This window comes from Acinetobacter sp. TR3, from assembly GCF_027105055.1.
GTDB lineage: Bacteria > Pseudomonadota > Gammaproteobacteria > Pseudomonadales > Moraxellaceae > Acinetobacter.
Map to the genome: position 1 here is coordinate 3,184,915 of NZ_CP114264.1, position 23,318 is coordinate 3,208,232.

The window sequence follows — 23,318 nt, forward strand, 5'->3', positions numbered from 1 at the left end:
TCATTTCATTCAAACAACTAGAGAGCCTGCGGCAACAATGCCTGCCTCTCGATGCTCATCCTATCGGGGGAATAGAAAAATTACTGTAAAAGTATTGTTTTTATTGCTGAGAAACGCTGATCAATAAAGAGAACTCTATCTTATCGTATCCAACGTACGACATAATCTTCGATATCTTCGTCATTGATATCTTGTTCTGAAATACAGCGTCCTGCTGCTGATTTTTTCGCTTTAATCACACTTTGACGTGAGCCCGTATTTAAATAATGCCATGACGGTAAATTTTTACCTTCATTCAAACGGCGATAAGCACAACTAGGAGGTAACCATGTAATTGTTTGCAATCTTTCAGGTGTCAATTGAATACAATCTGCAACATGCTGTTGACGATTCGGATAATCAGAACAACGTGCCGTTTTACAATCTAATAATTTACATGCAACTTTGGTGTATGCGACTTCTGCCGTTTCTTCATCTTCAAGCTTAACCAAACAACATAAGCCGCAACCATCACACAATGCCTCCCACTCAGTATTATTCAACTGATCAAGTGGATATAGTTTCCAAAAGTTAGCGCGCAATTCGGTAGACATGACAAATGTTTTAGGCTTTTAAAATTTGTGTTGATTATAGCATTTATTCTCAATCAAGCTGTTTTCCAAGCGACTTAAGCGATTAACAATACTTAAGTTATTGAACATTTCAACCACAGAAACACCACATTTGGTTCAAAAAATACACGCTATAGTAATCTCATAACGATAAATTTAGGAGTAAGTAATATGTTCCGTTGGGCTATTATCTTTGCAGTGATTGCATTAATCGCGAGTTTATTAGGTTTTGGTGGTGTTGCTGGTTTATCCAAAGACTTTGCCGTCATTTTATTAGTGATCGCGGCTATTCTTGCTGTAGTGGGTTTTTTATCACGCGGTAAAGCTTAGTTTAAAGAGAAATAAAAATTCAGAAAGAAAAAAGAAGAATCGCCGTATTCTTCTTTTTTTATTGTCATCATTTCAGCCGAATAAAAGTTTGTCTTTCCGCTAACATCATCAATTTTTTGCTTTTTTATGCTTTAATCAAAGCATTGAAAATATAGATCAGGATTAAAAAATGAGCTTTCCAATTACAACACGTGAAATTGAATATACTGCCCCAGATGGTCAACGCCTTATTGGCTATTTTGCGACACCTATCCGAGATGTACCAGTTGCAGGAGTTATTGTTGCTCCAGAATGGTGGGGACGTACCGAATATACCGAGCAACGTGCGCGTGAACTTGCAGAACACGGTTTTGCCGCTCTCGCAATTGATATGTATGGAGACAAAAAAGTTACCTCTGATGTTCCTCAAGCATCTGCATGGATGATGCAAACATTTGATCATGTAGACACCGTGGTTGAGCGTGCTCAAGCAGGCTTAGATGCTTTAAAAGCACAACCAGAGGTCAATACTGAAAAATTGGCAGCAATTGGTTTTTGTTATGGTGGTAAAGTTGTTCTTGATTTGGCGCGATCTGGTGCCGATTTGAAAGCTGTGGTGACCTTCCACGCGAATTTAAGCCCTAAAGCACCTGCACAAAAAGGAAAGATTCAGGCTGAAATTCTTGTATTACATGGTGAGATCGACACCATGGTTTCTTTAGATGATGTCGCAAGCTTCCGTCAGGAAATGCACGATGCAGAAGTCGATCATGACGTGATTATTTTTGAAGATGCCAAACATGGTTTTAGTAATCGCCTCGCAGATGAGCGAGCTAAAGCAAATAATGTTGACTTAGGCTATAACGCCGAAGCTGAACATCAAGGATTAGAAGCTATGTATAAATTACTAGATAAACATTTAAACTGATTCAAAATATTGGCATAAACTTTCGCAAAGACTTCATTCTGTGTAGGTGGCATTTATGTCTCCTACACACGAACAAATGTTTTTATCATTTAAATGAGTCCACGATTATATTTTCATTATACTAAGCCTCTGCTTTTGATAGTTCTGATTCATGTCTGATTTCTCATTTTCTGATGCACTACTCACGTGGTTCGACCAACATGGCCGCCACGATTTACCATGGCAAGTCGCTAATGATCCCTACAAAGTTTGGGTATCAGAAATCATGCTACAACAAACTCAAGTTAAAACTGTTCTGCAATATTTTGATCGCTTTATCAAAAGGTTTCCAACCGTAGACGATCTTGGTCAGGCCAGTTGGGATGACGTTGCCCCTTATTGGGCTGGTTTGGGCTACTATGCCCGTGCACGCAATCTGCACAAAGCCGCTGTAATCGTAAAGCAGAAAGGAAAGTTTCCTGAAACATTAGAACAGTGGATTGAATTACCAGGCATTGGTCGTTCAACCGCTGGTGCATTAATGTCTCTTGGCTTACGACAATATGGCGTCATTATGGATGGCAATGTGAAACGAGTTTTAGCACGTTTTTTTGCGATTGAAGATGATCTATCTAAGCCACAGCATGAGCGCACTTTATGGCAAATTGCGGAACAGCTGTGCCCTAAAGAACGTAATCATGATTACACCCAAGCAATCATGGATTTGGGTGCTACAGTCTGCACACCGAAAAAGCCTTTATGTTTATACTGCCCAATGCAACAACACTGTCAGGCCTATCAACAAGGTTTAGAACAAGAACTCCCATTTAAAAAAGCAAAAAAACCTGTCCCTGTTAAAACGGCGAATGTGCTCCTAATTCAAGCAGGTCATGAGTGGCTTTGGCAACAACGTGAAGCCCACGGTCTATGGGGAGGTTTGTATTGTCTGCCTGTTATTGAACAGGCAACCGAATTACAACAGATTGAACAGCAATTTAAGCTCCAAGCTCAAGTATCATCACTACAGATTAGTCATAGTTTTACCCACTTTACATGGATACTGCATGAGCAACTGTTCCACGTGGAACATGATCAAAAAGAGCAGCTCAGTATCGAATTAAATGGAGTATGGCTAAGTCCAGAAGCTGCGATTGCCAAAGGCATTCCAACCGCCATGAAAAAATTGATTACAGCAAAACAAAAGACTTGCTCTACTTAATTGTTGTAAATCGAAATCACAAGGAGTTTGTGTGCGTCTTTCGATTCCATTTATCGTGATTAGTCTATTGGCTATTCTAATTTCTGCATGTACGACAACGCCTAGTAAGCCTACGCCCCTACCAGCCACTCAAATCAATAAACTTAAAAATCTGCGTTTAGATAGCCGTTTGCCCGTTCCAGTCAAAGGTATCAATCGAAGTGAATTACGAGATACTTGGGGAGCTGCACGTAGCCAAGGACGTAACCACGAAGGGATTGATATCATGGCGGAGCGTGGGACGAAAGTGTATAGTGCTACCGAAGGGTTAGTCGCTGATTTACGTAATAATAATTTAGGTGGCAAAATCATTTGGATTCTTGGACCATCTGGTTCTTGGCACTACTATGCCCATTTAGATGGTCATAAACGTGGTCTTAATGTGGGAGACTATGTTCATAAAGGCGACCTCATTGGTTATGTGGGCAATACAGGCAATGCTCGTGCGACTGCCCCACATTTACATTATGGTATTTATTTAAATGGCAAAGGGCGTGGAGCAGTCAATCCATACTCATATTTACGTTAGGAACATAGAATGTCAGAAGCATTGATTGAACGACTGGTTAAATTTGCAGAGTCTGGAAATCAGCAAAAAATCATCATCAATGGTACAAGCTATCAAGGCTGGATTATGGAAATTACCGAAGATGCTCTGCTGATTAGCACAGGATTTGCAGATAAATCTGGTAAAGACTTTTGGCTTAAATTTACTGATTTAAATACAGCTGAACTGTATTATTGGGATACTCGCCCAAATGAATGGGTGGCATTCACACTTTAATGATTTTATATGAATAACAATAGGGAGCATCAAATATGACGATTCAACGCTGTGGCTGGTGCTCCAATGATCCACTCTATATTAACTACCACGATAAAGAATGGGGCAAAGTAGAACAAGATGAAAAACGATTATTTGAGATGCTTTGTCTTGAAGGTCAACAAGCTGGATTATCATGGATTACAGTACTAAAAAAGCGCGAGAATTACCGTTCACACTTCTTTCACTATCCAATTACTAAGATTGCAGAGTTTACTGATGATCAACTCGAAGACAAACTGAGTGATGCAGGATTAATTCGTCATCTAGGTAAACTTAAAGCGATTCGAGACAATGCAATTGCATGGCAGCAACTCAAAAATGAAGTTGGTGATGTATCTCATTGGCTATGGGCCTTTGTTGACCATCAGACTCCAAATAACGATGTCATTCACTATCGTGATGCACCTGCACAAACCGAACTCAGTCAAAAACTTTCAAAAACACTGAAAAAACGTGGTTTTAAATTTGTTGGCCCCACAACTTGTTATGCGTTTATGCAAGCGGTAGGAATGGTCAACGATCACGAAAATCACTGCCATTTTAAATAATATCAATTCATTTTCCTTTCCAAGGAGTTATCGAATGAGCAATAACCAAATTCGTGCTTATGCTGCAATGAAAGCAGGCGAGCAATTGGTTCCTTATCAATTTGATGCAGGTGAATTAAAGCCACATCAGGTTGAAGTTAAAGTTGAATACTGCGGTTTATGTCACTCAGATTTGTCTGTGATCAATAATGAATGGCATTCATCCGTTTATCCTGCTGTCGCTGGACATGAAATTATTGGCACAATTATCGCACTCGGTTCAGAAGCCAAAGGACTGAAACTTGGTCAACGTGTTGGCATTGGTTGGACAGCTGAAAGTTGCCAAGCATGTGATCCTTGTATTGGTGGTCATCAAGTTTTATGTACCGGTGGCAGCGTTGCGACTATCGTTGGTCATGCGGGTGGCTTTGCAGAAAAAGTTCGCGCAGGTTGGCAATGGGTCATTCCTCTACCGGAGGCTTTGGATCCTGAAAGTGCAGGACCATTGCTTTGTGGCGGCATTACCGTGTTTGATCCTTTGCTTAAACATCAGATTCAAGCAACACATCATGTCGGTGTGATTGGGATTGGTGGTTTAGGGCATATGGCCATCAAGCTACTTAAGGCTTGGGGTTGCGAGATTACCGCATTTAGTTCAAATCCAGACAAAACTGAAGAGCTCAAAGCCATGGGCGCTGACCATGTGGTAAATAGTCGTGATGCTCAAGCGATCAAAGCGCAACGTGGCAAGTTTGATCTATTGCTTAGCACCGTCAATGTAACCCTGAATTGGCAATCCTATCTCAATACATTGGCACCGAATGGTAGTATGCATTTCTTGGGTATTACCTTAGAGCCTATTCCAGTTTCTGTAGGTACTATCATGAGTGGTGCCAAATCTGTTACAGCTTCACCAACTGGGTCACCTTTAGCACTGCGCCAACTACTACAATTTGCCGCACGTAAAAATATTGCACCACAAATTGAGCTATTTCCAATGTCTCAACTCAATGAAGCCATTGAACGACTTCATTCAGGTCAAGCACGTTATCGTATTGTACTTAAAGCAGACTTTGATTAATTTAAAATCGACGACATACGCTCTCTCACCCAATCCGCCAACTGTTGAATTGCTTGGCGGATTTCGGTGGTCAACGCATGCCCTGCATTTAAGCGGATGAAGTGCTGATAACGCTGATCTTCACCAAATACTTCCCCTGGTACGATATTAATCCCTTGGCGCTGCGCTAAATAATATAACTCTAAGCCCGTAATATTTTCTGGTAGTTGCAACCACAAAGCATAACCACCTTCTGATTGACTCAAGGCGATTGAAATCCCATCAAATACTTCCAAAATATAAGCACGATACTGTTCGACTTGTTGCATCAACTTCGGTCTTAACTCATCCAAATGCTCACGATAACCACGACTATAAATGAAATCAGCCAAGCCTAACTGTAAGGGTGTATTGACACCGACGTTATTTGATAAGAGTTGTGGTCGTAAGTGTTGCAATTGTTGTCCCAAGCAAAACCATCCTACACGATAGGCCGTAGACAGTGACTTCGAGACTGAACCACACCAAATTACGTAGCCTTGTTGATCCCAATAACGAATCGGCAAAGGCCTCTCTTTTTGGAAACTGCATTCACCATAAATATCATCTTCTAAAATAAAACATTGGTATTGCTGTGCGAGTTGAGCAATTTTTTGCTTCTGTGAATGACTTAAACAGTAGCCCAATGGATTTTGAAAATTAGCAGTGAGTAAACACAGCTTGGCATCGCCCTGTTTCATAAAAAACTCAAGACGTTCAAGATCAATACCTCGATGATCTGCTGGAATCTCAATAATCTTACGCTTAAGACTTGCCAACATTTGCAACTGACCGTTAAAAGTAGGTGTTGGAATTAAAATACTGTCCCCTTCCTGACTGATCTGCTGAATTAACAGGGACAAAGCTGGCATACAGCCATTGGTAATAAAAATATCTTCCGTAGCGACATAAATTCCATCTTCACGCCAATGATCTGATAAAGCCTTACGTAACTGCTCATGCCCCTGTTTATTACAATATAAAAAATCTTCAGGCTGACAGTGTTTAAGCGCACGCTGTAGGGAACGACGTAGCCCATCTACAGGAATTAAATGGGGCGACAACTGAATAGCCCCTAAAGGGGTTAAATGATTTTGAATCGATGCTGTTTGAATCTGATTTTGTAAGTCTAAATTCGAGACTTGCCGTGCTTTGGACTCAAAGCTTGGACTTTTAGGAGCAGCACTTTGATATTGTCTTGAACTTACAAAATAGCCTGACTTGGCTTTGACATAAATCAGTCCTTTCGCTTCTAACAGTTCGTAGCATTGTTGTGCGGTACTCAAACTAATACTTTGCTGACGAGCAAATTCCCTTAAAGAACTCAACTTTTGCTGTGGCTGTAATTCATGTTGATAAATTTTATGAGCCAGTTGATCTGCTAGGCGTTGATATTGAAAAGTCATATCTGTACTGCTTTTTTATAAATTTCTGTATCTGTATTGGTTAATACAACACCGTTAAGCTATAAAAATCAACTGACAAAGGATAAGAGCATGAAAAACAATATCTTATTTATATTTTCTACAATTTTTTTTACAGGCTGCAATCTGACTGACCAGTCCACTTATCAGCAACAACAAGTGTGTAAATCACTCTCACAGGGATATCTGCAAATTCAAAACCAATCGACCTATGAATTATGGAAAATGGAGAAAAGTGAAGCCCCTGAGCAGACCCGTGTCATCAAACTGACCTATAAGAAGCCCAATGAAAATGGCCTGATGCTCTCAAGTAACTTTCTACCAACGGTCAAAATTGAATGCACGCAACAACAGCAACAGGTCAAAGTTGCAGTACAACAACCGACTGGACAACTTGTTCAAGTTTTAGAACTCAAACTTGCCGAAACAGCTATTGGCAAACCGAAAATCCATGACTTAACTGCTCAGTCAAAAACTCAATAAATAAGCGAACCCGTTTCGGCAAATGCGCTTGTTGATAATACACAGCATGGATGCTTTGATAAGAATGCTCAATCTGATCTTCAAATAGAGCCTCAAGGCGGCCTTCTTTCATATCCTGCCAGATTTCAAACTCTGATAATCGGGCAATCCCCTGCCCACGTAAACAGAGTTGTCGAACGGTTTCGCCACTCGATGCTTTTAGTTTCGGTTGGGCTTGAAAATACTCACCATCAATTTTAATGGGCCAAGTATTGATATAAGTGGGACGGGTGAAACCAATCACATCATGCTCAATTAATGTCTGGGCTTGTACAGGTCTACCCTTACGCTGTAAATATTCAGGACTGGCAACAATATAAATTCGGCTTTTACACACCAGCTTCGCATGCAGACTGGAATCATGTAATTCACCAAAACGAAATGCCACATCGGTCTTATGTTCTAATAGATCTATCACTAAATCATTACTATTCAGCTCAATCTCAATATTGGGATAACTTTGTCTGAATTTATGTACCAATGGCGTAATCACATGCAGAATAAACGGTGTAGCTGAGTCAATCCGAATCACACCCGAGGTATCCTGATCCGATTTTTCTAGGGCTTCTTCAGCTGCATTTAAATCACTGAGAATTTTACGCGCATGCTGTAAAAACTGTTGTCCTTCTTGGGTCAGTTTTAACTTTCGGGTCGTGCGTTCCAGCAAGGTAACTCCAAGCTTTGATTCTAGACGACTGAGAGAGCGGCTCATTCCCGACGCTGTCTGACCAAGTCGCTCGGCAGCAGCAATAAACGATCCTGTATCGACAATGGTCATAAAAGCAAGTAGTTCTTCTACCGTAGATTTCATTGCCACCTCCTCAATTATTGATATTTAGTCAACTATATTTTGCAAATTCATCTATTTTTTAGCAACAATAATCATCGCAAAATAACAGCCATCAATAGCTCTTCAGAGCATAAAAAAACAGGTGAAAAATATGCGCATCCCACAATTTGGTTTAGGTACTTTCCGTCTAAAAGATCAAGCAGTCATTGATTCAGTTAAAACCGCACTAGAAGTGGGTTATCGTGCCATTGATACCGCACAGGTTTATGAGAATGAAGCTGCGGTTGGTCAAGCCATTGCAGAAAGTGGTGTTGCACGTCAAGATTTATTCTTAACCACAAAAATCTGGGTCGATAACTTTACTGAAGACAAATTCATTCCAAGTTTAAAAGACAGCTTACAAAAACTTCGCACTGATGCTGTCGATCTCACCTTGATCCACTGGCCAGCTCCAGCATTGGGTGTATCCATTCCAAGCGTGATGCAATTGCTTTTAGAAGCGAAACAACAGGGTCTGACTCAACAAATCGGGATTTCAAACTTTAATATCGCCTTGACTCAACAAGCGATTGAGAGCATTGGTGTCGAACACATTGCCACTAACCAAATTGAGTTAAGTCCATATTTGCAGAATCGTACTTTAGTCAATTTCTTAGGCGAACAAAATATTGACGTGACCTCATACATGACACTGGCCTATGGCAAAGTACTGCAGGATCCAACCTTAATTGAAATTGCAGCCCAACATCAGGTAACCACCGCACAAGTCGCTTTAGCTTGGGCCTTACAAAATGGTTTTGCGGTGATTCCATCATCAACCAAACGTGAAAACCTGATCAGCAACTTAAAAGCTCAAGACTTAACTTTAAGTACAGAAGAAATGCAGTTGATTGCTCAACTTGAACGTAATGGTCGAGAAATAAATCCTGAACGATTTGCGCCTGAATGGGACAAATAACATGAGCAGCCGCATCAACCTTCCTTTGCTGGCACTGGCGATTGGTGCATTTGCAATCGGAACAACAGAGTTCTCTCCAATGGGGCTGTTGCCCAATATTGCCAATGATCTTGGGGTATCGATTCCAAGTGCGGGCATGTTGATTACCGGTTATGCACTGGGCGTGATGCTCGGTGCGCCAATCATGACCTTATGGTTTGGTGGATTTGCACGTCGTAATGCACTGATTCTACTCATGGCAATTTTTACCATCGGTAATTTGATTGCAGCCTTTGCACCCAATTACATGAGTTTAATGGGAGCCCGATTAATGACCAGCTTAAACCACGGTGCCTTTTTCGGGATTGGTTCTGTGGTGGCAGCCAGTGTTGTTCCAGCAAATAAACAGGCCAGTGCTGTTGCCACCATGTTTATGGGCTTAACCATCGCCAATATTGGCGGTGTATCCCTCGCAACGTGGGTGGGGCAAAACATTGGTTGGAGAATGTCTTTCCTTGCGATTTCTGCACTCGGTGTCATCACCATGCTGGCGCTCTGGAAAGCACTGCCTGTCGGTGCTGTGGGTCAAAAACCCAATATCAAAATGGAACTCAAAGTGCTCACTCGCCTGCCTGTGCTGTTGGCACTCTTGACCACGGTATTTGGTGCTTCGGCGATGTTTACCCTATACACCTACATCGCGCCAAGCTTGGTTGAGTTTAGCCATGCTTCACCGACCTTTATCACTATGATGTTGGTCTTAATCGGGATTGGTTTCTCTATTGGCAACCATTTAGGTGGAAAGTTTGCCGATTTATCAATCAATAAAACCCTGATTGGCTTCTTGCTATTATTGATCAGCTTGATGTTGATTTTCCCAATTCTTGCTCAAGCACAACTGGGCACAGCCATTGGTTTAGTCATTTGGGGCACAGCAGCATTTGCCATCGTTCCACCTTTACAAATGCGTGTCATGTCAGTTGCTCATGAAGCATCTGGTCTCGCATCTTCTGTCAATATCGGCGCATTCAACTTCGGCAATGCAATTGGTGCGGCAGCAGGTGGAGCAGTATTAAGTTTTGGTTTGAACTATAGCGCGGTATCGATCATCGGTGCTGTACTCGCGAGTATTGGGCTTATTTTGGTTTTAATTCAAATGAAATTAGCGAGCAAAGCCAATCTGCGGTTACAACAATACCTCCAAGTTTAATCTGCAAAAAAAAGCCTGATTTAAATCAGGCTTTTTATGTCGAATAGGATTCCACAAATTAGTTCATTATTTAAGTAAATCAGGTAAATGTGGCTGCGCATATAATGGGTTATAAATTTCTTTCTTCATCTTCATTAGCATTTGATACGGTTGCTGCTGCACAAACATATTTACAAAACTGAGAGGGATCGAACCTGCTGGATCGGCATAACCACTGGTCATGACTTTGACTTTATTATTGGCAAGTCTTTGGAACGTCCAATCTCCTGTATACTGAGTTAGACGAATCACATCAGGCTGCTCAGGATAAGTATTCTTCACTGTACTATTCTTGATCGTAATACTACCATCTGCATTTTTAATCATTTTACCTTTAATCACCACATCTCGGTCTTTCAAAGGAAACGGAAAATCTAACAACATATATAGGGTAAATTCACCTTTCTTTTCATCACGAGACAACAGTTGTGCTTTCGCAACATAAGGTACCCATTGTGGCGTACGTTCAACATCCAGTACCACAGCAACAGCCCGTTCTAATGGCACATCAAAAGTGGTTTCTGCTTTATATTGGAAAACAGGATTATTTTCTGTTTGGTAAGTCCAAACTTTAATATTATTGCGATGTAAACTCAGTTTAGGTGCTTCTGCGGCACTGACGACTAAACTCGTCGCACTTAGCAGTGTAGCAAGAATAATATGCTTTTTATTCATGTCATGCTCAATTGTTTTAGTCATTGTGAGAGCTTGTTTGAACAGCACATTTTTTAGATGCTCAACAAGCTCTTTAGGCGAAAAAAGAAAGATTAAACTTCAATATCATTAAAGCCAAGAACATCTTTCATATCATATTTACGTGCTTCACGACCAACAACCCATGCAGCCGCGCGCACAGCACCAGAAGCAAAATTCATTCGATTGGTCGCTTTGTGTGTGATTTCAACACGCTCACCTTCACCAATAAACATCACGGTATGTTCACCGACGATGTCGCCACCACGAATAGTTTGAAAACCAATACTTTGACGTTCACGAGCGCCTGTATGACCTTCACGGCAATACACTGCATCCGTTTTCAAGTCACGGCCTAAGGTATCTGCAATCGCCTCACCCATCATAAATGCGGTACCTGATGGTGCATCCACTTTATGACGGTGATGTGATTCGATGATTTCGATGTCAACGGTATCACCAAACACTTTCGCTGCGAGCTCTAATAATTTGATTGAAACATTCACACCAACTGAATAGTTAGCAGCATAAACGACTGGAGTCTGTGTTGCAGTTTCATCTAAGAAAGCCTTTTGTTCATCCGACATGCCTGTAGTGCCGATCACCATTGCAACACCTGCCTCACGGCATAACTTTAAGTGTTGTTCAGTGGCAACAGGCGCAGTGAAATCAATCACGACATCACAGTCTTTTAAAACTTCACTTAAACTTCCCACAATCTTGACGCCGATGTTGCCAATCCCTGCAAGTTCCCCTGCATCTGCACCCACCAAACTGCTTTCTGGACGTTCAACAGCTGCTGCGAGTTGGTAGCCTGCTTGTTGTACTGCTTGAATCAGAATACGCCCCATGCGTCCGCCTGCACCCAAGATTCCAATGCGTGGAGAAGTCGACATAATTTTTCCTAGTCTTTTATTTAAACAATTGGGCTACTATAGCAAAACTCTATGCCTACGCTAAAAAATTCCCATAAAAAAACCTGCCGCAGCAGGTTTTTTATTGATGCTAATTAATCAAACAAGCGATCAAAGAATGATTTTTTCTTTGGTGATGCAGCATGACCATCACCATCAAATGACGCTTGTAATTCTTTCAACAATTCACGTTGGCGACTGTTTAAATTCACAGGTGTTTCTACCACGATACGGCACAATAAGTCACCGACCATGCTGCTACGTACAGGACGAACACCTTTACCCCGTAAGCGGAATAACTTACCTGTTTGAGTACCTTCTGGGATTTTTAAGCTGACACGACCATCAAGCGTCGGGATTTCAATTTCTTTGCCTAATGCAGCATCAGCAATACTGACTGGCACATCCATATATAGATCTGCACCGTCACGTTGGAAGACTTCATGTTCACGAACTACGACTTCAACGTATAAATCACCCGCTTGACCATCACGAATCGCTTCACCTTTACCTGTTAAGCGAACACGATCGCCGTTGTCCACACCCGCAGGAATAGTGACTTCAAGCGTTTGTTGACGGTCTGCAACACCTGAACCATGACAAGTGTTACATGGATTCTTAATCATTTTGCCTTGACCACGGCAGGTACTACAGGTTTGCTGAACCGAGAAGAAACCTTGCTGCATACGCACTTGACCCGCACCATGACAGGTACGACACGTCTCAACATCATTTGGATTCTTAGAACCTTTACCATCACAGCTATCACAAGGTGCAGGTGCAGTAAACGTAATGGTCTTTTTCACGCCTTTGACTGCTTCTTCAAGCGTCAATTCCATCACATAACGAAGATCTGAACCACGGCGTTGGCGTTGCTGTTGGCGACCACCGCCACCACCGAAAGCACCACCAAAAATATCGCCAAACTGACTAAAAATGTCTTCTGCGCTAAAACCACCACCGAAGCCACCGCCGCCACCAAAACCGCCTTCAAAAGCACTATGACCAGCACGATCATACATGCTGCGCTTTTCGCCATCAGACAGGATTTCATAGGCTTCTGCAGCTTCTTTGAACTTATCTTCTGCTTCAGTATTGTCTGGGTTACGATCTGGATGATACTTCATCGCCAACTTACGATAGGCTTTTTTAATCTCATCATCACTTGCGGTTTTCGAAACGCCTAAAACCTCATAATAATCACGTTTAGCCATGGTTGGCGATGCTCCTCACGGAATTGGTTCAATCTCTACAAATAAATAGGCTCTGTTGACATTTTATTAACAAAGTCAACAGAGCCTTAATAAGGGCACTACTCTAAATTTACAAGGCCTAGCACAATAAAAAAGCGATAAAATTAGAATACCGCTTTATTTTTAAAATACTTAGCAACACCTTTGATCCATGCATTTAACAAAAACAACCATGCGATTGCACTGAAAATCACACCTGCGACCGTCATGCCTGTTACCCACAATGCACTATCCCATGCAAAAAAGAATAATGGAATAAACCATAACGCAGCAAAGCAAATGATCATGGTAAATAACAGCACGTTACGCATGATCCAAAGGGCATGTGCATGAATCCATACTTCAGCATTATCCACAATCGCAACTTTTCGCGCTAATAGGTATGCAAATACTGCAAACACGATTGTAAATAATGCAAGAAACATGAACACATAAGAAATCGCCACGTAACGGCGATGCTGCTCAACATTGTCTTGCCCCATGCTCTAGATCACCTCATTCATCGCATTTTGCCAAACCAATCATGCAATGAAATTCAATTATTTTTTGGTCTTCAAATATAGGTGCTACTATATTGAAATTTTCAATATTTCGCACCTTTATTCACAAAATAATTACGATAGCGGTGTTGCTTTCTTCACTTTGAACCATGCTGCATACAATGCAGGTAAGAAAAATAAGGTCAATAAGGTCGCAACAATTAAGCCTCCCATAATCGCAACTGCCATTGGACCAAAGAAAAGACTGCGTGATAACGGGATCATCGCCAGTACCGCAGCCAATGCCGTCAATACAATTGGGCGGAAACGGCGCATGGTTGCACCAATCACCGCATCCCACGGCGCATACCCTGCCTGAATATCTTGTTCAATTTGATCAATCAAAATCAGCGAGTTCCGCATAATCATCCCTGACAATGCAATCGTCCCAAGCATCGCCACGAAACCAAACGGTTTATTAAACAAGAGTAAGAATGCAACCACTCCGATTAAGCCAAGTGGTGCTGTCAGCAGAACAATCGTTGCACGTGACATACTCCGCAATTGAATCATCAACAAGGTCATTACCACAGCCAAGAACAATGGCATACCTGCATTGACTGAATTTTGACCTTTCGCAGATTCTTCAACCGTCCCCCCCACCTCAAGCAAATAGCCATTTGGTAAATCCGCACGTAAAGTTTGCATTTTATCTGCTAACTGCTGAACCACGGTTGCAGGCTGTAAATTGGTTCGAATATCGGCACGAACTGTAATCGTTGGTAGGCGGTTACGATGCCAAATCAAGCCTTCTTCGAAGCGCGATTCAATTTTTGCAATCTGTGCCAAAGGTACGGTTGTTCCTTTGGTGGTTGGCACAGCTAAGCTTGCCAAAGAAGCTACTTCTGCACGTTCAGTTTTATCACCACGTAGACGAATCTCAATCAACTCACGTTTTTCACGATATTGATTCATCACTGAGCCTGTCACCGAAGCATTCAAGAAATTGGCTAAATCAACACTAGAAACACCCATTTGACGGGCACGGTCTTGGTCAATTTCAATCGCAATAATTTTACTTGGCTCACCCCAATCCAAATGGACATTGGTGGTATTCAGGTCTTCACCTACAACTTTAGCAACTTTTTGTGCCTCTGCCCGAACCGTTGCCAAATCTTCACCTGAGACACGATACTGCAATGGATAACCCACAGGTGGGCCATTTTCAAGTAAAGACACACGGGTACGTACTTGTGGCAAGAGTTGCTTGATTTGTTTCTCTAAAGAGCGGCGAATTTCATTACGATCATCTAAAGACGATGCCAATACCACAAATTGAGCAAAACTGGCTTGTGGAAGCTGTTGATCCAAAGGTAAATAGAAACGTGGTGACCCTGTACCGACATAGGCTACATAGTTATCAATCCCTTTTTGTTTCGCAAGGAATTGCTCAACCTTATGCACCGCCTGTTCAGTCGCAACCAGTGATGCGCCTTCTTCTAATTTTAAATCAACCAAAATTTCCGCACGGTTTGATGCTGGGAAGAACTGCTGTGGAACGAATTTAAACATCGCCACTGACAACACAAATATGCCAACGGTCACTGCAATCACTGTCTTACGATAGGTAATACAGATTTCAACGACACCACGGAAAGATTGATAAAATTTTGACTGATATGGATCATGATGCCCAGCATGTGCCTCAACGACAGGTGCTGGTTGCTTACGTAACCTTGCCCATAGGCGTAAATACCACGCCGCTTGTTGATTTTGCTTGGTGAAATCAGGCAGTAATTTTTCGCCCAAATAAGGTACGAATAAAACCGCAGCAATCCACGACACAATCAATGCAATCGTCACGACTTGGAAAATAGAACGAGTATATTCACCTGTTCCAGATTGTGCCGTGGCAATTGGAAGGAAACCTGCTGCGGTAATCAATGTTCCTGTCAACATTGGAAACGCGGTGGTTTGCCATGCAAAGCCTGCGGCTTTCAGTCGGCTGTAACCCTGTTCCATTTTAATCGCCATCATTTCCACGGCGATAATGGCATCATCGACCAACAAACCCAGTGCAAGAATTAATGCACCCAAAGAAATCTTGTGTAGCCCTACATCAAATAAGCTCATCCCTGCAAACGTCATCGCCAGTACCAACGGTATCGACAATGCAACGACCAACCCTGTACGGAAACCGAGCGAGAAGAAACTCACCAATAAAACGATAATCACCGCTTCAGCCAGTACTTTTAAAAATTCTTGAATACTGCGTTGTACTGCTACAGGCTGATCTGAAACTTTTTGCAGTTTCATGCCCAAAGGTAAGCTTTTTTGTAGACTGTTAAATTCGGTTTCTAGGTTTTTGCCCAGTGCAATGATGTCTCCACCTTTGCGCATCGACACCGCAATCCCAATACCGTTCTCGCCCATGAAACGCATACGTGGCTGAGCAGGTTCACTGAAACCACGATAGACTTCAGCAACATCACCCAATTGAATGGTTTTATTCCCGACCAACAACGGCATTTTTTTCAGGTCATCGACACTATGTAAATGCCCACTGACACGAATTTGAATACGGTCGGTACCTGTTTCAAAGAAACCTGCACCTGCCATATCATTTTGCTTTTGTATCGCTTCCTGAATTGCAGTAACGGGTACACCGAGCTGAACAGCTTTGGTATTGGATAATTCAATCCAGATTTTCTGATCTTGCAGACCAACGAGATTGACTTTGCTGACATCTTTGACCCGTTGCAGTTGTAGTTGCAAACGATCGGCATATTCTTTCATTACCGCATAGTCAAAATCTTTACCCGTCAGGACATAAATATTCCCGAAGGTATCGCCAAATTCATCATTAAAAAATGGCCCTTGCACGCCACTCGGTAGCTGTGAACGTACATCATTGACCTTTTTACGGACGTTATACCAAATATCAGGAATCTGGCTCGATGGCAAACTGTCTTTCGCAACAAAGGTCACCAACGATTCACCAGGGCGTGAATACGCCATGATGCGATCATACTGCCCCGTGGTCATCAATTCTTTTTCAATACGATCGGTAACAAGTGTCGACACCTCTTTGGCTGTCGCACCTGGCCAATAGGTCTGTACCACCATCACTTTGAACGTAAAGGGAGGATCTTCACTCTGAGAGAGCTTGGAATAAGACATAATTCCGACAATGCCGAGTAACAGCATAAAATACAGAACAATACCCTTATTCTTCAGCGCCCATTCTGAAAGGTTAAATTTCATGCTTAACCTCCCGTTTTAACGGTGACTTCGCGATTATCACGATCTACAGGATGGATTTTTTGCTGGTCACGTAATAGATGCACACCACCCACCACGACCCAATCTGAAGCTTTCAAACCTGAAACGATCGGTACGCTATCACGCCCATAAGTGCCCAACGTCACAGGGACTTTACGTAAGGTTTGATTGGCATTGACCACCCAAACATACGCTTGTTGATTATTGGCAGTGACACTGGATAAAGGCACACTCAACACATTATTTTCATTTTCGACAAAAATTACTCGCGCACTTTGCCCCAACTGGATGCTCGATTGCCCTTCCAATAATGAAACTTTAACTGTGAAGGTTCGCGATTGATCTGCGGCAGGTGACACTTCACGAACTTTCGCTGCAAAACGAGCATCAGGCTGAGACCACAACGTAACCCAAGCAGGTTGACCCACTTTAATGCTGCTAACGGCTTGCTCAGGTACGCCAAACACGACTTCTCGCTCGCCTTCAATGGCGAGTTGATAGGCAGGTTGTGCTGCTGCGATGACCTGTCCAACCTCTATTTGACGTTGTGTAATCACTCCATTCTTATTCGAAATAAGCTGGTTATAGCCCGTTTGATTTGAAGACACTTCATAATTAGAACGCGCTTGCTGTAACCCTGCTTGAGCAGATTCATACTGATTTTTCACCGCATCAAATTGTGAGCGACTCACTGCATTGACAGGTAATAACTGTTGATAACGCTGATATTCTTCAGCAGCAATTTTTGCTGCGGCTTCAGCACTTTGCAATTGTGCTTTGGCAGCGTTCATTTGCAATTGTGCGTCTTTCACATCTAATTTAGCCAAAACCTGTCCGACTTTGACCCGATCACCCACATCAACATAACGTTCGGTAATTTGTCCCCCGACACGAAATGCCAATGCCGTTTGTTGCTTGGCTTGAACATCGCCTGCATAACTTTTTTGATCGATATGATTCGTATTCGGCTGCGTCACCATGACATAAGGAATTTCCTCTGTCTTGGGAACCTCTTTTTGACATGCCGTTAAAGTGACACTGCTGAGTACGAGCAACCCCACAATTACATGATTTAGCAGATTCATCTCTGTTTCGCTCTTATTCAAATTGATTTTTTAAGGCACAATATGCACATTATGATAGATTGTTTATTTTTTAATTAATATACTCATGAGTACACTAATTAAAAAATAAATCTAGCATTCTGATTTTTAATTGAATTAAAGAGAAAGGTAACGTGCAAATTCACAGTGGTCGTCCTAAAGATTTAGAAAAGAGAGCCAAAATTTTACAGGCTGCGAAATCTATTTTTTTAAAAATGGGCTACCACGCGACCAATATGAATCAGATTGCAAAAGAAGCAGGTGTCACCAAACTCACGGTGTATAACCACTTTCAAGACAAAGCCAATTTATTTATCTGCGCGATTGAAGAAAGCTGTGAAGAATCGATTCGAGCGAAACAATTTGAACTGACAGCTGAGTCCGATTTTAGGCAAGCATTGTATTTAATGTGTCATCGAGCCTTAAACATTATTTATTTGCCTGAGGCGCTTAAATTAGATTGTCTCTTGTTTGAACTTGCCGCTGAACAAAGTCCACTTACACAACAATTTTTTGATGCGTCACATACGCGAATGTGTAATGTTTGGTGTGATTTTTTTGAGCAGGCGATTGCGTTTAAATTCATTCGGGCAGACGCGCCACTCAAGCAAACAGAGCTGATCATCTCGCTGATGTTAGGTATCCGTCATCAACAAGTGTTACTGGGTCTAGCCCCAGTGCCCACGGCGGATGAAATCGATCAGATCATTCAACATGCCATCGAGATTTTTTTGCTTAAATATCAACCGACAATTTAGAGAAAATTCACATTTTTTTACGTTCTGCTCTTGGAATGTCTCCCAATCGCGCTATAGTCGAGTGAGAACAACAGGAGAATTAGAATGATTCAGCAAATCACTGCTCCATTACGTGAAGATGTCCGCTTACTCGGCAATTTACTTGGAGAGACCTTAAAGCAACATGCTGGGCAAGATTTGTTTAATCAGATTGAACAAATTCGCACATTAGCCAAAGGTGCACGTGACGGCCAGATCGAGGCAGAAAAACAGCTCGAACAATTGTTTCTCGGTTTAAAAGATGAAGAGATTTTGCCACTGACTCGCGCATTCTCACATTTTCTCAATTTCGCCAACATTGCGGAACAATATCATGTAGTGCGTAATCGTCGTCAGGCTGAGTTTGACGAACAAGCCCCTAATCCAAATCCTTTGTCACATTTATTTGAAAAATTCAAAACTGAACAGATCAACTCAAAACAATTATTCGAACAAATCTGCGATTTAAAAATTGAATTGGTCCTCACAGCGCATCCAACCGAAGTCAGCCGTCGTACCTTGATTCAAAAATATGATGATATTACCGATTGCCTATCTCAACTGGATCAGCAAAAACTAACGCCTCGTGAACGCCAACAAACCATCGCCACCCTGAAACAATTGGTCAGTTCAGCTTGGCAGACAGACGAAATTCGCCAACATCGCCCGACCCCTGTCGATGAAGCAAAGTGGGGCTTTGCAACAATTGAACAAACTTTGTGGAATGCTGTACCCAAGTTTATTCGTGAGCTGAATGAACTCACCCAGCAGCATTGTGAACAGTATTTGCCACTCAATATTGCACCCATTCGCTTTGCCTCATGGATGGGCGGTGATCGTGATGGTAATCCCAATGTGACTCATCAAGTGACGCAAGAAGTATTATGGTTATCACGTTGGCAAGCTGCTGATTTATATCTACGTGATATTGAAAATCTACGCTGGGAATTATCAATTCAAAGCTGTTCAGATGAACTCACTCAAGCACTCGGTTATGAACATCCTGAACCCTATCGTGAATATTTACGCGAAACCCGTGAACGCTTGAAAGCAACACGTTATTGCTTGGGTCAACGCTTACAAGGCTTAGAAGCCGATGATAGCCAGATCATTCGAAATAAAGATGAATTATTACAGCCCTTATTACTCTGCTATCGCTCACTGATCGACAGTAACTTAGCTGAAATCGCCAATGGGCAATTACTCGATTTCATTTATCGTGTGAATTGTTTCGGGATTGAATTACTCAAACTCGACATTCGCCAAGAATCAGGGCGGCATCGTCAAGCCATTTCAGCGATTACCGAATATTTAGGTTTGGGTAACTTTGAATCGTGGACGGAGCAAGCCCGTCAGAACTTCCTCATTCAGGAACTACAAAGCAAACGTCCTTTACTCCCTAAATATTTCAATGAACCTGAAGGCAGTTTGATTCAACATCCTGATGTACTCGAAGTCTTTGCGACCATGCGCACTTTGGCTGAACAACCTACCGAGAGCTTGGGTGCTTATATTATTTCGATGGCAGAATATCCAAGTGACGTCTTAGCTGTCTTACTCTTACAAAAAGAAGCTGGTATCCAACATCCTCTTCGAGTGGTACCCTTATTTGAAACTTTAAAAGATCTTGATGGTGCAGCCAAAACCATGAATACCTTATTCAATATGCATTGGTACAAACAGCATATTCAAGGCAAACATGAGGTGATGATTGGCTATTCGGACTCTGCGAAAGATGCAGGCTTTATGTCGGCGAACTGGGCACAATATCGTGCGCAAGAAGAACTCACCGCTGTCGCTCGACAAAATGGGGTGCAATTGACTCTGTTTCATGGTCGTGGCGGTTCAATCAGTCGCGGCGGTGCGCCAACCCAACAAGCACTATTCTCTCAACCACCAGGTTCGATTTCAGGTGCAATCCGTGTCACTGAACAGGGTGAAATGATTCGCTTTAAATTTGGCTTAGAAGGCATCGCATTACAAAATTTGGAAATCTATACAGCAGCGACTTTAGAAGCAACGTTATTGCCACCGCCAGAGCCAAAGAAACAATGGCGTGATTTGATGAATCAAATGACTGATTTATCAGTACAGGTCTATCGCCAAACTGTGCGTGAAAATCCGAATTTTGTCAGTTATCTACGCACAGTCACGCCTGAGTTAGAATTACAAATGCTACCGCTTGGTTCACGCCCAGCCAAACGAAAAGTCAGTGGTGGCATAGAATCTCTTCGAGCGATTCCTTGGGTATTTGCATGGACACAAATCCGCTTAATGCTGCCCGCTTGGTTGGGTACAGGCACGGCGATCAATCAGGTACATGGACAACACCAAAACACCTTAAATGAAATGCTTGAACAGTGGCCGTATTTCCAAACTTTAATTGATATGCTGGAAATGGTTTTATCCAAATCTGATGCAGATATTGCGTTGTACTATGAATCTCATCTCACCCAAGATCAGGACTTAAAAGTTCTAGGGATTGAGCTACGCCAACGCTTGCAAAATGCCGTCGATACGCTGTTACGTCTCAAAGGTGAATCCAAACTTCTGAGTAATAATGAAGTATTGGATCAATCCATGCAGGTGCGTAAACCATATTTATTGCCTCTGCATTTATTACAAGCAGAGCTGATGAAACGCCGTCGTCTGTATTTAGCCGAGCATCAAACCGAGCATAGCCCTGTCGATCATGCCTTAATGGTAAGTATTGCAGGGATTGCCGCAGGTTTGCGCAATACCGGCTAAATAAGAGCCTTGCCATCAACATAAATCACACGTGTTGATGGCAAGATTGGCAAAACATTCCATTTTTAGAAAAAAATTAGAAAATATTTTTTAAATAAGATAGTTAACTTTTCAAATAATTTAGAAAAAAATAAATAATAAATACGATAGTTTATTTTAAAACTAATTTTACCAAAAGGTAAAAATATTAAACTTCAACGGATTATCTAACGACATTCTCAAAGATCAGTAGATGAAAGCTCGTTTTAAGACAGGGTATCATACCCGCTGATATCACATAATGAGTCTCATCTATGTCAAATTGGTTTCCAAAATGGCAGCCGTATCAGGGAAAGATTGATCATCGCCCTGTTGCGACAAACGAATATTTACCGCCCTTACAAAGTGCGGTATTAGGGGTACAACACGCATTTGCAATGTTTGGTGCCACTGTACTTGCACCCCTCCTCATGGGTTTTAGCCCGAACCTTGCCATTTTAATGTCAGGGATTTGTACCATTATTTTCTTCTTGATCACGGGTGGACGTGTTCCAAGTTATTTAGGCTCAAGCTTTGCCTTTATCGGTGTTGTTGCAGCAGCGACAGGTCACGTTACAGGATCAGGTGCTAACCCAAACCTAGCCGTTGCGCTTGGGGGCATTGTTGCCTGTGGTATTTTTTATGCCTTGATCGGCTTTGCTGTGATGCTGACAGGAACACGCTGGATTGAGAAACTCATGCCACCTGTCGTCACAGGTGCTGTGGTGATGATTATTGGTCTCAACCTTGCACCCGTTACTATTAAAGGCGTTGCTGGACAGCCTTTTGAAATGTGGATGGCACTCATCACTGTTTTAAGTATGGGCATCATCGCCGTATTTACCAAAGGTCTATTACAGCGCTTGTTATTGTTGGTCGGTCTATTGATGGCATATGCAATTTATGCGATCACCACCAATCTTTTAGGTTTTGGTAAACCAATTGATTTCTCCCAAATCGCAGCAGCACCATGGTTTGGTATCCCAACTTTTTCACACCCAACTTTTGATTTAAATGCAATTTTAATTATTGCTCCCGTTGCATTGATTTTAGTCGCTGAAAATCTAGGTCACATCAAAGCAGTCGGTTCAATGACAGGCGAAGATCTTACACCTCAACTGGGTAAAGCTTTTGTTGCGGATGGTTTGGCCACAACGTTATCGGGTAGTGTTGGCGCACCAGGGATGACCACCTATGGTGAAAATATTGGTGTGATGGCAGTGACCCGTGTTTATTCTACGATTGTGTTTGTAATCGCTGGCGTATTTGCAATTTTCTTGGGGCTGTCTCCTAAATTTGGCGCAGTGATTAGTACTATCCCGACAGCAGTCCTCACGGGTGCTTCGATCGTAGTATTTGGTTTAATCACTATTGCAGGTGCTAAAATTTGGATCGAAAATAAAGTCGATTTTTCTAATAATAAAAACCTTATTGTTGCATCTGTCACCATTATTTTAGGTGCAGGTAACTTTGAATTACTGTTTGGTAGCTTTAATTTAGGGGGAATTGGAACCGCAACTTTTGCGGCAATTTTCTTAAACTTGTTATTCAGTTTAAAAGACAAAAACTAAAAAATGGAAGGCAGCTAAGGCT

The 23,318-nt window shown here is 42.0% G+C and carries 22 protein-coding genes; 13 read left to right on the forward strand and 9 right to left on the reverse strand.

Translation table 11 applies throughout. The features are described from left to right. Window positions 1–140: 140 nt before the first annotated feature. Complete coding sequence (locus O1449_RS15300) at window positions 141–593, reverse strand: YcgN family cysteine cluster protein (RefSeq protein ID WP_269229274.1); 453 nt, start codon at window positions 591–593, stop codon at window positions 141–143. A 189-nt stretch (window positions 594–782) separates the two neighbouring features. Here O1449_RS15300 and O1449_RS15305 point away from each other — a divergent pair, with 189 nt between their 5' ends. From O1449_RS15305 to ahr, 7 genes are all read left to right on the forward strand, one after another. After that, the gene (locus tag O1449_RS15305) at window positions 783–941 is read left to right on the forward strand and encodes a DUF1328 domain-containing protein (protein WP_004659733.1); all 159 of its coding nucleotides are present in this window, start codon (window positions 783–785) and stop codon (window positions 939–941) included. Window positions 942–1,110: 169 nt separating this feature from the next. After that, entirely contained in the window at window positions 1,111–1,848 is a 738-nt protein-coding gene (locus O1449_RS15310; RefSeq protein ID WP_269238749.1) for a dienelactone hydrolase family protein, read from the forward strand. 151 nt (window positions 1,849–1,999) lie between these two features. Next, window positions 2,000–3,046 carry an A/G-specific adenine glycosylase gene (gene mutY / locus O1449_RS15315; RefSeq protein WP_269238750.1) on the forward strand — a complete coding sequence of 349 codons (1,047 nt, stop codon included), beginning with the start codon at window positions 2,000–2,002 and terminating at the stop codon, window positions 3,044–3,046. A 31-nt stretch (window positions 3,047–3,077) separates the two neighbouring features. After that, window positions 3,078–3,614 carry a M23 family metallopeptidase gene (locus tag O1449_RS15320; protein WP_269229271.1) on the forward strand — a complete coding sequence of 179 codons (537 nt, stop codon included), beginning with the start codon at window positions 3,078–3,080 and terminating at the stop codon, window positions 3,612–3,614. Window positions 3,615–3,623: 9 nt separating this feature from the next. Then, window positions 3,624–3,869, forward strand: coding sequence for a hypothetical protein (locus O1449_RS15325; protein WP_269229270.1), 246 nt, complete (start codon window positions 3,624–3,626; stop codon window positions 3,867–3,869). 35 nt (window positions 3,870–3,904) lie between these two features. Beyond that, window positions 3,905–4,459, forward strand: coding sequence for a DNA-3-methyladenine glycosylase I (locus O1449_RS15330; RefSeq protein WP_269229269.1), 555 nt, complete (start codon window positions 3,905–3,907; stop codon window positions 4,457–4,459). Between the two features lie 34 nt (window positions 4,460–4,493). Next, entirely contained in the window at window positions 4,494–5,519 is a 1,026-nt protein-coding gene (gene ahr, locus O1449_RS15335; protein ID WP_269229268.1) for an NADPH-dependent aldehyde reductase Ahr, read from the forward strand. Here the strand turns inward: ahr and O1449_RS15340 are convergent. Next, window positions 5,516–6,943 (reverse strand): aminotransferase-like domain-containing protein, encoded by a 1,428-nt coding sequence (locus tag O1449_RS15340; RefSeq protein WP_269238751.1) that lies wholly within the window; start codon window positions 6,941–6,943, stop codon window positions 5,516–5,518. The two genes, ahr and O1449_RS15340, sit on opposite strands and share 4 nt — an antisense overlap. 90 nt (window positions 6,944–7,033) lie before the next feature. On the opposite strand from O1449_RS15340, the gene O1449_RS15345 reads away from it, so the two are divergent. Beyond that, complete coding sequence (locus tag O1449_RS15345) at window positions 7,034–7,444, forward strand: hypothetical protein (protein ID WP_269238752.1); 411 nt, start codon at window positions 7,034–7,036, stop codon at window positions 7,442–7,444. Here the strand turns inward: O1449_RS15345 and O1449_RS15350 are convergent. After that, window positions 7,392–8,294 carry a LysR substrate-binding domain-containing protein gene (locus tag O1449_RS15350; RefSeq protein ID WP_269238753.1) on the reverse strand — a complete coding sequence of 301 codons (903 nt, stop codon included), beginning with the start codon at window positions 8,292–8,294 and terminating at the stop codon, window positions 7,392–7,394. The genes O1449_RS15345 and O1449_RS15350 overlap by 53 nt on opposite strands. Before the next feature lie 130 nt (window positions 8,295–8,424). Between O1449_RS15350 and dkgB the strand changes: the two genes are divergently transcribed. Continuing rightward, window positions 8,425–9,231, forward strand: coding sequence for a 2,5-didehydrogluconate reductase DkgB (dkgB, locus tag O1449_RS15355; RefSeq protein WP_269238754.1), 807 nt, complete (start codon window positions 8,425–8,427; stop codon window positions 9,229–9,231). 1 nt (window position 9,232) lies between these two features. Beyond that, on the forward strand, window positions 9,233–10,420 hold the full coding sequence (locus O1449_RS15360) for an MFS transporter (protein ID WP_269238755.1): 1,188 nt from the start codon (window positions 9,233–9,235) through the stop codon (window positions 10,418–10,420). Window positions 10,421–10,486: 66 nt separating this feature from the next. Here the strand turns inward: O1449_RS15360 and O1449_RS15365 are convergent, their stop codons facing one another. The 6 genes from O1449_RS15365 to O1449_RS15390 all read right to left on the reverse strand — a co-directional run bounded on the left by O1449_RS15365 (window position 10,487) and on the right by O1449_RS15390 (window position 18,165). Next, on the reverse strand, window positions 10,487–11,134 hold the full coding sequence (locus tag O1449_RS15365; RefSeq protein WP_269238756.1) for an START domain-containing protein: 648 nt from the start codon (window positions 11,132–11,134) through the stop codon (window positions 10,487–10,489). 92 nt (window positions 11,135–11,226) lie between these two features. Beyond that, window positions 11,227–12,048, reverse strand: coding sequence for a 4-hydroxy-tetrahydrodipicolinate reductase (gene dapB / locus O1449_RS15370; RefSeq protein WP_269238757.1), 822 nt, complete (start codon window positions 12,046–12,048; stop codon window positions 11,227–11,229). A gap of 113 nt (window positions 12,049–12,161) precedes the next feature. Then, complete coding sequence (gene dnaJ / locus O1449_RS15375) at window positions 12,162–13,280, reverse strand: molecular chaperone DnaJ (protein ID WP_269238758.1); 1,119 nt, start codon at window positions 13,278–13,280, stop codon at window positions 12,162–12,164. 143 nt (window positions 13,281–13,423) lie between these two features. Next, window positions 13,424–13,801 (reverse strand): hypothetical protein, encoded by a 378-nt coding sequence (locus O1449_RS15380; RefSeq protein ID WP_269229261.1) that lies wholly within the window; start codon window positions 13,799–13,801, stop codon window positions 13,424–13,426. Between the two features lie 132 nt (window positions 13,802–13,933). After that, a complete protein-coding gene (locus O1449_RS15385; RefSeq protein WP_269229260.1) occupies window positions 13,934–17,062 on the reverse strand; it encodes an efflux RND transporter permease subunit in 3,129 nt (1,042 codons plus the stop codon). 2 nt (window positions 17,063–17,064) lie between these two features. Then, window positions 17,065–18,165, reverse strand: coding sequence for an efflux RND transporter periplasmic adaptor subunit (locus O1449_RS15390; RefSeq protein ID WP_269238759.1), 1,101 nt, complete (start codon window positions 18,163–18,165; stop codon window positions 17,065–17,067). Window positions 18,166–18,317: 152 nt separating this feature from the next. Between O1449_RS15390 and O1449_RS15395 the strand changes: the two genes are divergently transcribed. The 3 genes from O1449_RS15395 to O1449_RS15405 all read left to right on the forward strand — a co-directional run bounded on the left by O1449_RS15395 (window position 18,318) and on the right by O1449_RS15405 (window position 23,296). Continuing rightward, window positions 18,318–18,941, forward strand: coding sequence for a TetR/AcrR family transcriptional regulator (locus tag O1449_RS15395; protein ID WP_269238760.1), 624 nt, complete (start codon window positions 18,318–18,320; stop codon window positions 18,939–18,941). Window positions 18,942–19,025: 84 nt separating this feature from the next. Then, complete coding sequence (gene ppc / locus O1449_RS15400; RefSeq protein WP_269238761.1) at window positions 19,026–21,707, forward strand: phosphoenolpyruvate carboxylase; 2,682 nt, start codon at window positions 19,026–19,028, stop codon at window positions 21,705–21,707. Window positions 21,708–22,000: 293 nt separating this feature from the next. Next, complete coding sequence (locus O1449_RS15405) at window positions 22,001–23,296, forward strand: solute carrier family 23 protein (RefSeq protein WP_269238762.1); 1,296 nt, start codon at window positions 22,001–22,003, stop codon at window positions 23,294–23,296. Window positions 23,297–23,318 lie beyond the last annotated feature (22 nt).